General features: G+C 56.8%; 9 protein-coding genes. 3 read left to right on the top strand and 6 right to left on the bottom strand.

Annotated features, from left to right (window positions below):
- Positions 1 to 45: 45 nt before the first annotated feature.
- Positions 46 to 1,095: a glycosyltransferase family 61 protein gene (locus DBV39_RS05020; RefSeq protein ID WP_159078809.1), complete on the bottom strand. Its 1,050-nt coding sequence runs from the start codon at positions 1,093 to 1,095 to the stop codon at positions 46 to 48.
- 633 nt (positions 1,096 to 1,728) lie between these two features.
- On the opposite strand from DBV39_RS05020, the gene DBV39_RS05030 reads away from it, so the two are divergent.
- On the top strand, positions 1,729 to 2,391 hold the full coding sequence (locus tag DBV39_RS05030; RefSeq protein WP_108620607.1) for a hypothetical protein: 663 nt from the start codon (positions 1,729 to 1,731) through the stop codon (positions 2,389 to 2,391).
- Positions 2,392 to 2,431: 40 nt separating this feature from the next.
- On the opposite strand, the gene DBV39_RS19425 is transcribed toward DBV39_RS05030, so the two are convergent.
- The 5 genes from DBV39_RS19425 to DBV39_RS05055 form a co-directional block, all read right to left on the bottom strand.
- Positions 2,432 to 2,629 (bottom strand): hypothetical protein, encoded by a 198-nt coding sequence (locus DBV39_RS19425; RefSeq protein ID WP_159078810.1) that lies wholly within the window; start codon positions 2,627 to 2,629, stop codon positions 2,432 to 2,434.
- Between the two features lie 63 nt (positions 2,630 to 2,692).
- Positions 2,693 to 3,589: a universal stress protein gene (locus DBV39_RS05035; RefSeq protein WP_108620608.1), complete on the bottom strand. Its 897-nt coding sequence runs from the start codon at positions 3,587 to 3,589 to the stop codon at positions 2,693 to 2,695.
- A gap of 282 nt (positions 3,590 to 3,871) precedes the next feature.
- A complete protein-coding gene (locus DBV39_RS05040) occupies positions 3,872 to 5,545 on the bottom strand; it encodes a GMC oxidoreductase (RefSeq protein WP_227870817.1) in 1,674 nt (557 codons plus the stop codon).
- Positions 5,542 to 7,254 (bottom strand): sugar porter family MFS transporter, encoded by a 1,713-nt coding sequence (locus DBV39_RS05045; RefSeq protein ID WP_108620609.1) that lies wholly within the window; start codon positions 7,252 to 7,254, stop codon positions 5,542 to 5,544. Before DBV39_RS05045 ends, DBV39_RS05040 begins: the two co-directional genes overlap by 4 nt.
- Before the next feature lie 238 nt (positions 7,255 to 7,492).
- Positions 7,493 to 8,830: a DegT/DnrJ/EryC1/StrS family aminotransferase gene (locus DBV39_RS05055; RefSeq protein ID WP_108620611.1), complete on the bottom strand. Its 1,338-nt coding sequence runs from the start codon at positions 8,828 to 8,830 to the stop codon at positions 7,493 to 7,495.
- A gap of 381 nt (positions 8,831 to 9,211) precedes the next feature.
- Between DBV39_RS05055 and DBV39_RS05060 the strand changes: the two genes are divergently transcribed.
- Complete coding sequence (locus tag DBV39_RS05060; protein ID WP_108623096.1) at positions 9,212 to 10,570, top strand: sugar porter family MFS transporter; 1,359 nt, start codon at positions 9,212 to 9,214, stop codon at positions 10,568 to 10,570.
- Positions 10,567 to 11,316: a hypothetical protein gene (locus DBV39_RS05065; RefSeq protein ID WP_108620612.1), complete on the top strand. Its 750-nt coding sequence runs from the start codon at positions 10,567 to 10,569 to the stop codon at positions 11,314 to 11,316. The genes DBV39_RS05060 and DBV39_RS05065 overlap by 4 nt, the downstream gene beginning before the upstream one ends.
- Positions 11,317 to 11,536 lie beyond the last annotated feature (220 nt).

Here is an 11,536-nt window from a genome sequence, read left to right on the forward strand (position 1 = left end):
GGATCGACGTCCATGTCTGTGATCTCGAAGTAGTGCAGTCATATATCAGTAACTGAAGTTATGAGCACTTTTCTCCCAACCGATATCACCAAAGAACTTGCGCAATACAGGCGAACGCTGCATGGATCTGGCAATCATCTCCCGATCAAATACATGTGAGTGCTCAAGATCTGCAAACTCTGCCTCGAGAGTGCTGGAACCCCGCGCTCGCTGCTCGACAACGTAGCGCAACATCGACGCCGTATTGAATTCGACCACCGCGCACTTCTGATATGCGAGGTGGTCAAGTCCTTCCAGGACAAGTTCGACTCCCAGGAACGAAGAGATTTCCTGTACTACACCAGGGAGGTCGAGCACCTCAGGCTTAAACCCGATTTCGAACGCAAGCATCCCGGGACAGGAAAGCAGGTGCGCATCAACATAGCGCGCCCGGTTTCGGAGATCTTTATCGATCAGACGATATATCTTCGGTATCGCACGGGCCGAGTAGTACAGGACATCTTTGTCACCAGTCGTGAACAGCAGATTGTGCATCGCGCTACCTGCGTAGCCCACAATACGGCGGTGAGCATTGAATAGGCGGATCTGCTCGGCAATACCAAGCGTCTCAGGTGAGACAATGGTGGCGCCGGCCCGAACCATTGCTTCATGCAACATGCGTTCACCCACCACATACCTGCTATATCCAGGTACCAGATTGCCCCGTGACACAAAAAGCGGGGCAGTCTCATTGTCTGACAGGAAGGCGGTTCGCTCCAGCACACTGCGCGTCAGACGCAAGAACGCCGGATGAAACAAGTGGGGATAAATCACGGCAGCATCGGGAATCACGAGAGACTCCACGCAAACCGGCGTTCGAACATAGACGAGTCGATCCTGCAATCCCGCCATCCGGAAAAAATCATCCACAAATCCAGGCACGCCAGCATCCGTGACCAGCAAGACGAGTCTTGCGTGAGAATCTACGGAGTCGATCGCCCAGAGCCTGGAGAGGGTCTCACACAGAAAATGGCCATAATGATTGTGCAGGATCCCGAGATAGATGGCCTGGCCATCTATCTGTGTCGTATCACTGCAAGATTTAAATCGACTCAAGACGTGTTCAGGATGCAGTGGCCTGATCGTATCCCGACCTCCCATCTTGACTGCACTTTGAGAAATCCACTGCCCGCAGCGATCGTATATTCCCCCTCGAACAAGAAACTCGCGCCAGAATCACGTTCAAGGGGTATACACAGCGCACGGTCGACGTACCGAATACCAAGGCGCGTGAGCCTGCGTAGCGACTGCAGCATTCCTGAAACCTTCGACACTCCCGGCACTCCTCAAAAACCAGATACCCCCGTCAATATAAAGGAACCATCGACAAAGAACGTCCTGGTTCTCGTGCCGGGTGTGCCAGACACTTGTCTGGATTCCATGGTTCAGGTCGCATACCAGATCACGCGCAAATCCTGTGCACAGGGTGGTCAAAGCCGATTCAAGCCACTACACTGGCCACTGACCACTGACCCAGACGCTTGCGCAGACAAACCGGGTAGACAGCAGGATACTGGGTTAGCCGCCACAGGCGGAGCACTGGACAAGAGCCTCACCGGGGAAGGTTCACAGACACTTGAACTGTGTCAGCCAACATCAATCACCTTGTACAGGACGATTGGTGAGGTTTCATCTGTGGGGCTTCTTTGACCACCAAAGCAACATGTAACAAACAAAAAGGAGCAAATAATGAGTGAGACCAGATCGATGATGGCACTTAAAAAAGCACATGGCGTTTTTGCAACGTTGACGACCCGCCCCTCGAAAGGCATCGCCATCCTGGCATTGCCGCTAGCTCTGTCACCAGTGGCTGCCCTGGCCGATCAGGATATCAACGCACTGCTCAAGAATGCTCAGGAAGCAGTCGACAGCGGCGACTGGGCTACTGCCAAACTGGATCTGCAGGATGCACTCAAGCACGTAACCGATCGCCAGATCGATGCCATGGCCGCAGCATTTCCGCCCGCGCAAGACGGCTGGGAAGTGACCAAGGAGGCGAGCGGTGATCGATCCAACGTCATGACCGGAGTCATGATGAGTCAGCAATACAAGAAAGGCGACTCCACCGCCAAGGCCGAATTGTCTCTGGATAATCCCATGCTGGGGATGATGAGTGGCATGTTCAACAACCCCATGCTGATGCAGCAGCAGGGATTCGACAGGGTTCGCCTGGGCCGGGAGAACGCAATGCTCAAGTGGAACGAAAAGAACAGTTCCGGCGAGATCACACTGATTCTTGGAGGCAGGGTGATGCTGAAGATCGAGGGCAAGCGCCTGTCATCCAAGGATGAACTGGTCAACATGGCAAAAGGCTGGAAACTGTCAGAAATCAAGGATGTAGCAGGAATTTAAGGGCTTCATACCTTTGATCAGCCCGTAAGTGAGCATGACATCAGGTTGCCTTTTCAGTCAGGTCTGGAACGGCAACCTGGCAAAGCACGTGTCGCACGACCAGACACAAGACATGTCGCGACTCACCGTCGCTGAAATCCTCACAGACACCGTGAATCCCGGGTTGCCGCGCCTGGTCAAATGAAGGAACCGGCAATCCGTATTCAGCACGTGGATCAGGCGTATGGATTCGATCCATCGACTCTCATCGGCCTAACGTCACGACCTAACGTCACGGCCTAACGTCACCGCAGCAGAACGGTCAAACCACCAGCACATCGACTGGCGAGGCCTCGAGCACCTGCTTGGTGACGCTCCCCAACAAACGCTCCTGTAATACGCCGGTACCGTGACGACCCATCACGATCAGGTCGCACCCAAGTGCCTGGGCCTGTTCGACAATGGTGTGAGCCGCATCGCCTTGATGCGTGATCAGCTGATCGTTCGTGAGAGAAACGCCAAGCGATTTTTCAATCTGGTCACGCAATTCGCGCAGTGAGGTCTCGGACTCACGTTTTGCCTGATCGCGATACTTCCCCATCAAGACTTCTTCAATGTTTGAGACATAGATCGCGTGTTCAAACGGCGATTCGGTTACATTCAGAATCGACATGGAGGCATCGGGGGCAACGGCACGAGCCCATCGGGCGCCTGTCATCGACCCTTCCGAGAAATCAGCGGCAAGCAACACCTTGCCGTACGTCGCGCTGGGCGCTGACTTGACGACCAGAACCGGAATCCGGGCGGTGTGCAACATTCGCAATGCAGTGCTACCGAGCAGATGATGCCGGAACAAACTTTCTCCCCGGGCTGCGCACACTAGCAAATCGGCCTTCAGTTCTACGAGTGCCGTATTAAGCGTCGGAATGAGGGCGCCACAGCGTACTTCGGCACCAATCGTCTGGCCGCTTTGTCCGAACTCATCCACAACGCCTGAGAGCCGCTCACCCAAAGCATCAAGTGCTATCTTTTCCAGATCAGGCTGCTTGAGTTTCTCGATGCCCCACTGCAAAAGCCGATCGCTGGCATCCCGATTAAAGACATGTACAAAGATGAGATCCGCGCTGACGTCATGCGAAAGGATAGTCGCACGCGCCAGGCCATTGTCAGCGGCCTCTGAAAAGTCGGTTGCGGCAAGGATGTTTCGTAAAGCGCTCATGATTGTTCCAGAAATAGACTTCGATTGGCATTAAACATCGTGAGAAGCAAGAACTGACCGCCCCTGCGTTCAATCATACGCCAGACTCGCAAACATCCCGATCCTGGCCTGTGCCTCATCAGCTCTGATGTCGAACGCACTCGTCAGGTCGCCCCCGATCCTTCTGCATACCTTATGGCTCAACACAAACGAGGTTTGCCACGCCTCACATATCCGGCCAGATGATACGCATCGGGGCAGGGCCAGTGGACGTGTGCCGTGACAAGCCTGAGTCAAACACTTTCAGACAGTCTGCAACCGATCTTTTCGTCTGGCATGCTTCGCCTCCAGGTGAGAGGCCAGTCTGTTCGAAAGCGCCATGATGGTGAGCGTCAGGTGCTTGTCCGGCAAAAGAGGAATCACGCCACCATCACAGACATAGAGGTTTTCGTAACCGAAGACCTTGAGGTTAGCATCGACCACACCCCTGGTCTCATCATTCGCCATGGCAGTCGTCCCGGCATAGTGTATGCCGGTCCCGCTACAGTCACGCGTCTTGTAGATTCGCGTACAAGATGCCTTTTTCAAGACCCGGGTACCCCAGCGCATCATTGCATCCATCTGCTCGTGGGTGTTCTGAGTAGTGGAGAAATCAATATCGACCTGGCGCACACCGTATCGATCATGGCTATGGCCTGGTTTGACACGATTCTCAGACAATCGCTCACCGGCACAGAACAGTCCTAGCGTGACATAAGAATAGAAAAGATGCCGGGCGAGCTTCTCCTTGATAGCGGGCGGGATCAGTGCCATCTGACCCAGATAGTGCGGATAGTCCGGAATGCCGTGTATTGCGTGACCAATGAACGGAAATTCGGAACCATCCGGAAGCTTCTCGCGTGACATCAGGATCAGCAGATCCCCGTAGCCGATGTCATAGTCCAGGCGACTTCCCCAGAGCTTGTATAGCGACGTGGACAGCACGACTTTGGGGTTGTCCTGCAATCCACGGCCGAGTTGATCATGATGGTTACCCAGGCCATTCGGATCCTTGTCATCGGCGGAGTTGAACAGGATTCTCGGCGTCTCGACCGCACCGGTGGCCAGAACCACGGTAGCTGCCCTGACCAGATGTGTCTGACCGGTCGCAGTGTCAAGATACTCCACTGCACCGATACGCTGGGTGTTCCCATCCCTGATCAGTCGCATGACTTTGGCGTTGCCACGCAACTCGTAGTTCGGCAACGACTCGATCTCTGGCAACAGACGCGCCGAGAATTTGTAGACCGAGCCAACCGGACAACCAGACGTGCAGATCCCGGTCGAAACACAACTGCTGCTCATCCCGGGCCGGGTGTTGATCGCCTTGCGATTGGCAATCGCGTGAGAATACCCATCTCCGAGTGCCTTGACTGCCTTGATAATCAGTTCATCAGCTGGCCTGAACGGCTTGGGCTCGATGAATTCCCCGTCAGGCAGATCGGACAGCCCATCGCGATGGCCACAGACTGTCACGAGGCGTTCGACATCCGAGTAGTGCGCATCGAGCTCACCGCCCTGGATGGGCCATCCCTGCAGGTCCTTACCAGAAAACCGCACACTAACCCCGTTCCAGAGGTTTTGCAGGCCACTGACCGCGTGAATCTGATAGTGGTTGAACTGGCCAGGCTCACGCGGCGTCGATCCGGTATCGGCTCGTGCAAAGAGGGGGTGGATGAATAGACTGTCGTGTGGGTCCGTGGGCCAGACCGTTTCGGGACCCACCCCGAACGTGGTGCCAAGGCCTGGTGGCATGATGGTTTTAAACTGATCGGCTCCGAGCAGGGGGCCTTGCTCAAGCGACAGCACGCGCAAACCCGCCTTCGCCAGCCTGTAGGCAAGTACACCACCGCCTGCGCCGGTACCCACGACACAGACATCGAAGGTCTCTGCGGATTCGCCCAGATCAGCCAGATTCAGCTCGAGTTGCTCTGTCATGAGGACTCCTTGTCAAGATCGGATCGCTGATCGAAGCGGTCGTTTGAGGGCGGCTGTCCGACAGAGCGCAAGAACTCGGGACTCGCAAACCAGACATGCTCCAGGAATGTCATCAAGACCCAGCGCTGAGGACCCAGATCGTTACGCGTCAACCGGGAGATACGAGAGACACCCGCACGCGCGTGAACCTCCCGCAGGGCGGTGCGGATCTGCCTGTTATCGAATGCGACCACAGCGATGCGTTCCTGAATACCGGCAAGCCCGGTGCGGTAAGGACTGAGCGCGATCAGTGAGCCCACCATGAGCAAGGCGGTGTCATAGGAGATATCGGGTTGACTGGTTTCGACCTCGATCACAGGCGGCGGACGGAGCTGGGCGAAGGGAATGCCGCTGTACAAGTGGCGCTCGATATGTTCGAGCGACACACCGTTGGTTTCCGGCACGTACTGCCAGGTGAAGTACAGTCCTACCAGACAGGTCAAGGCGTAGAGCCCGAACACCGTACCCAGGCCCGCGGAAGCGATCAGAACCGGGAACGAAAACACCACCAGAAAGTTGAACAGCCAGTTCGAGATCGTGGTCAGGCTCATGGCCAGACTGCGGCCGCGAAGCGGGTAAATCTCGGACATCATGACCCAGGGCAGCGGCCCGATGCTCGCTGCAAACGAACCGATGTAAATAATCAGACCTGCGACTGCCAGCACATCCAGATAAGCTGAACCGGTCGCGGCACCGAGCGCAATCATGCCCAGACCGATCGCTGTGCCCAGAAACCCCAGGTAAAGCAAACGTCGTCGTCCGATCCGATCGATCAGATACATACCAACCAGCGTCATCAGTACATTGACAACCCCCACACCCAGCGAAGCCAGAATCGGGGTGGAGTCCGAACTGAACCCCGCCTCGGTAAAGACAGACGGTGCGTAATAGATCACCGCATTGATTCCACTGAACTGCTGCAACACGAATAACCCGATCCCGACCACCAGAGCAGGGCGCAACCGCCGGTCAAGCAGGTCCTTCCAGCGCGCCTGATCCTGATGGTGCGAGAGCGCATCAGTCATTTCCAGCAACTCCTGGCCGATGGCAGGATCGTCAGGCGCTCGCTTGCGCAACCTGGCCAGTGTCTGTCTGGCCTGTTGTTCACGTCCCTGGCTCATGAGCCAGCGAGGCGTGTCGCTTTGCCTCATCATGCCGAACAGCAAGGCCAGACCCGGCAGCGCGCCCAGCATGAACATCAGTCGCCACTGATCGTCCAGTGCATAGTTGACCAGGTAAGCAGACAGGATGCCGATTGTGACCGCAAGCTGATAGATGGAAACGAGCAGGCCACGCTTGTCAGAAGGGGCGTTCTCCGATATGAAGAGCGGTGCAACGGTTGCCGCCAGACCGACGGCCAGGCCAAGCAGGAGTCGGCACATCGTCAAGGACCAGACGCCCGAGGACAGTCCTGCGAGCACGGCCCCGAGTGTGAACAGAACCGAAGCGAGCAGCAGCGTGGCTCTGCGACCATACTGCTCAGCCAGCATCCCGGCGAGCAAGGCACCGAAGAGTGCGCCCAGTGGCACAGCCGAGGTCATGAACCCTTCTTCGAAGGCTGAGATACCGAACTCACTGCGTAATGCCGCGAGCGCACCCGCTATCACACCTTCGTCAAACCCGAACAACACACCGGCGATGGCGGCAATGATGGCGACAACGTAGATCATGGTAGCGTCCGTAGAAGATTGAGACGGGAGCCCACCGGCATGGACTGAAGAAAACACTGATAAAAGTGCGGAAGAAAGCCCATAAAAGATCGCACAAAAATTCGCGGCACGACGATCGATTCGGCAAACGACTCGCGAGCCGGTTCTGGCTCGCTCCCCGCAAACGATTCTGAGCCATTCTGCGTCTGCGCCTCAGGGCAGAGAAGATAAATGCTGACAGCTGATCGGACGCTATCCATCAGCCGAGCATCACGCGTGCAACCTTGCGCATCGCGGTGATGATGTCATCCACATCCTGCTGACTCAGCGTCGAACCGATTGTCAGCAACGCACCGCGCTGCATGAACGCCTCGCATCTCGGGAGCACACCCTGATCGTAGCGATAGTCCAGGGCGAACGCGTTGTCCGGATGGCTCCAGGGCATGCCATCGCGGCTATTGGAACGCTTGTGAACCAGACTCGGAATATTGAAGTGCCAGTGCATGCCCCAGTCCTGCATGGCGATGCACGCCAGACTGCCTTCTGGTCCGCGAATGCCTTCCGCCTTGAGTGCATCGACCCAGGCTCTTGCCGTATCACCATCGGGTAACAACATCAGCAAAAATGGTCCACTGTCCCCGCCCGGGTCGGGAACATGACGCAGGGTCAGTCCCGGCGTATCCTGCATGGCCTGCCGGATGGCCCATTTGGCCTGCCGCATCGCCTGAGTGATCGCAGGGAGCTTTTCGAGCTGAGCCAGTGCCATTGCAGCGGTCAACTCAGGCATACGAGCACCCATTCCCCAGAGCTGCATGTCGGGGCTTTCAGTATCCAGCCTGCCAGCAGCCGTGCGAGGGTACCCAAGGTCGTGCAACGCAACCGTGCGCCGATAAAGATCTGGCGTGCGGCTCACGATCATGCCGCCTTCGCCGCTGGTCATGTTCTTGTTCAGCTGAAAACTGAAGATTGCCAGATCCCCGAAGCGGCCCACTGGTGTTCCGTGATAGCTGGCGCCGGCCGCCTGCGCACAGTCCTCGATCAGAAAGAGCCCCTGGTCGCGACAGATCGCAGCAATCTCATCGATGCGGCCAGGCGCGCCGCTCATGTGAACGCAGAGTACAGCAGCACTGCGCGGACCGATCCTGGCTTTGAGATCCTCCGGATCCATACAGAAGGACTCGTCGATGTCGACCAGCTTTGGAATGGCCCCGGCACGCACGATTGCCGAGACACAACTCACCCAGAGGTAACCAGGCACCAGGACTTCCTGACCTGGCCCCAGATCCAGAGCCGCCATGGCAATCGACAATGCTGCCGTGCCAGACGACACCGCCAGCGCATGCGGGTGACCGAACTGCTCACGCCACTGTTTCTCAAACCGGTCCACCATATGCTGGGAATCGGGTCCATAGAATCTGAACGGACTTTTAGCCTTGACGACTGAACTGACCAGTTCAAGCTCACGCTCGTCAATCCATCCTGCTCCAGGAAACTCCCAGGGCAGGGGGTCAGTGCGTACCGGCTGGCCCCCGTTGATCGCAAGCTCCTGCGATGCCGGAGCCGAGCTGGCCAGGTGCTGCTCATTATTAGCGTTCATGATGTGCTCCCCCTCATTTGTCAGACTGCGCCATGCGAGCGATGACGCGTAGTGGGTACAGCGAGAACAACCGGGTCGGAAAAAATGACGGGAAAGTCCTTTCCACAGACCTTGCACAGCAGATATTCTGCAAACCCCACCCGCCATAACTGCATTTGCACGGCACGCGGCCGTCCGTAAAAACAAGCGCAGAGCTCGCAACGGTGTCAATATCATCAATGCCAGCGAGCTCACACAGGTGTGTGTTTAAAGCACGCGTCTAAAGCATTGTTTAGCACTATTTTTCATTCTTTTGCGGGGTATCAGCCCGGCCTGACACGTGGCATACTGCGCCAGGAACCGATCGTTTCGGTTTACGAGTTTAAGGGTCAAAACGTGTCAATGTCCAACATTGTTTTAAGGATCGCTGCACTGGTTCTGTGTTTTGGAATCCTGTTCGGATTCGGCATGACGAGCCTCACCGGCGTGCTTGACGCCCTGGCCGAGCGGTTCGAGCTAGACACGGCCGCTCAGGAAATCCTGGTCTCGATTCTGGTGATCTGCTGCTTTATCGGTGCGATTCTCGCCGGCCCCCTGTCATCGCGGTATGGTCGCCGCGTCTGCATGCTGTTTGCGGCTGCGCTGATGATACTCTGCTATGTCCTGATCCTGGGTGAGCCGACCTACACAGGACTGCTGGTTGCACGATGCGGGCTGGGCCTGGGCATTGGACTGAGTTCGATGGTTGTACCCATGTACGCTGCCGAAGTCACCGTCGCACGACACCGCGGCGCAGTCGTGGCCTTGTTTCAGCTTGCTATCACAGCCGGCATCCTGATCGCTTACAGCGTTTCCTTCCTGTTTGCACTGACCTGGCCCTGGACGCACGTCCTGGGAGTTGGTGTCGTGTTTGCTGTCGCCGCGTTGCTGCTGGCACGCGCACTTCCGGAAAGCCCGCACTGGCTCGCGGCAGTGGGCCAGTCAAAGAAGGCTCGCCAGGTTGCCAGTTCGCTCGGTCTGCACACAGAACTTCCGGAACTCGACGAATCCGCGCAAGCCCATCGGGATACAGAGGCATTGACGACGACACGCCCCGCACCAGCTAGCGCCTCCCGGCGCAGCATCGTGTCTGTACTGGCGCTGTGTGGAGGCCTGTTTGTGCTGCAGAACCTGAGCGGTATTGACGGCATCCTGTACTACGCGCCGCACATCTTCCAGACAATGGGGTTTGATGCGGGCAAAGCCGCACTCGGCGCCACGCTCGGCCTGGGGCTGGTCAATTTTCTGGCGACGCTGGTTGCTCTGAAGTACGTGGATACGGCAGGTAGAAGACCGTTGTTGCTATACGGAGCCGCCCTGATGTCGATCGGCATGGGTATGGTCACCCTTGCGTCACTCTATCAGTGGTCCTGGATGGGACTGGCCGGCCTGTGCCTGTTTATCATGGCGTTTGCGATCAGCCTGGGACCACTGCCATACGTGATGATGTCAGAACTCTTTCCAACTGCCTTTCGCGAAAAGGGGATTGCAGCGGCCTCGTCAATCAGCTGGCTGTTCAATGCGCTGATTGCCTTCACTTTCCTGACGGTGGTGCAGTGGATCAGCCTGACGGGCGTGCTGCTGTTTTTTCTCGGCGTGTGTCTGCTGAGCTGGCTGATTGCCTATCTGTATCTCCCCGAAACCCGTGGTACATCGCTTGAGCGGATTGAGGCCAATGTGATCAGTGGAAAGCGACTGCGTGATCTTGGACGTAATGAATGACATCCGCCACAGCAACGCTCAATGCATGCGCCAACACAGTCACCTTGCGTCATGACACCAACGCCGGCCCTCACTGCCAGAGTAGCAATCCGCCAGGAACCCGCTCTCTGAGGCACTTGATCGCCGCTAGCGTCGCCTTGTCGTTATCGACGCTGGCATCGCCGGTGCTGGCAACCCCCTCTGATCCGGTCCCGATCGAAGTCGACACGGCGATCTTCGAGGGTGCGGCTGAGCGCACGCAGCGTCTGGAGTCCGTACCTGCTCGGTCTGGTCGGCCTGGCAGACTGGACCGTGATGGCGAAATGGCTGATGCAAGCATGTTCAAGAACACGATCACCGCTGACCAGCTTACTCAGGACAAGGAACGCGCATTTCTACGGGGCGTGTTTTCCGGGGCAGAAGCGGTTTTGCTGACAGCTGACGGCCAGACGATCAAAATGCCTAATCTGATTCAGAAAAGCGCCTTGCAAATTCTGGCCCCACTGATCGTGACAGCAGAGTCCTGCGCATCGGTTTACTGGCTGCTGGGAGCGTTGCAGCCAGGTTCACGAGAAGAGGCGCTGGCGCGCGCGCGCGTGGCTGCCAATCACCATATTCAGTCGAACCCTTCCATCACACTGGCAACACTTGAGCAACGAATCATGGCAACCAGCCGAGAACGGGCTCAGCGCATACAAAAGCAGCAAGAACCCACTGAGTGGCTGGGCGCGGAACTCAGGGCATGCGACGTCCTGTTTGAGTTCTGACAGGCGCAAGACACCCTCAATCCGGTTTTGCAGCATAGCGATCTGACCACGGCGTCTACGGGTAGTAGCTATAGAACATGCGAATTTTCAGGGACGGTTTTGAGCATGATCAGATCACAACAAAAATCAGCGGCATGCCCGCCTGATAAGGCAGGTACAGGTTTGTGGTGCAAGGTATATTGAGGCTTCAGTTCAATCTTTTGCGCGAGAGTCCGTCACG

This window comes from Orrella marina (assembly GCF_003058465.1).
Lineage (GTDB): Bacteria > Pseudomonadota > Gammaproteobacteria > Burkholderiales > Burkholderiaceae_B > Algicoccus > Algicoccus marinus.

Excerpts from the sequence above, each read along its gene's own strand:
- DBV39_RS05030 (WP_108620607.1), top strand. The coding sequence starts at position 1,729 with ATGAGTGAGACCAGATCGATGATGGCACTTAAAAAAGCACATGGCGTT.
- DBV39_RS19425 (WP_159078810.1), bottom strand. The coding sequence starts at position 2,629 with ATGGATCGAATCCATACGCCTGATCCACGTGCTGAATACGGATTGCCG.
- DBV39_RS05035 (WP_108620608.1), bottom strand. The coding sequence starts at position 3,589 with ATGAGCGCTTTACGAAACATCCTTGCCGCAACCGACTTTTCAGAGGCC.
- DBV39_RS05040 (WP_227870817.1), bottom strand. The coding sequence starts at position 5,545 with ATGACAGAGCAACTCGAGCTGAATCTGGCTGATCTGGGCGAATCCGCA.
- DBV39_RS05045 (WP_108620609.1), bottom strand. The coding sequence starts at position 7,254 with ATGATCTACGTTGTCGCCATCATTGCCGCCATCGCCGGTGTGTTGTTC.
- DBV39_RS05055 (WP_108620611.1), bottom strand. The coding sequence starts at position 8,830 with ATGAACGCTAATAATGAGCAGCACCTGGCCAGCTCGGCTCCGGCATCG.
- DBV39_RS05060 (WP_108623096.1), top strand. The coding sequence starts at position 9,212 with ATGTCCAACATTGTTTTAAGGATCGCTGCACTGGTTCTGTGTTTTGGA.
- DBV39_RS05065 (WP_108620612.1), top strand. The coding sequence starts at position 10,567 with ATGACATCCGCCACAGCAACGCTCAATGCATGCGCCAACACAGTCACC.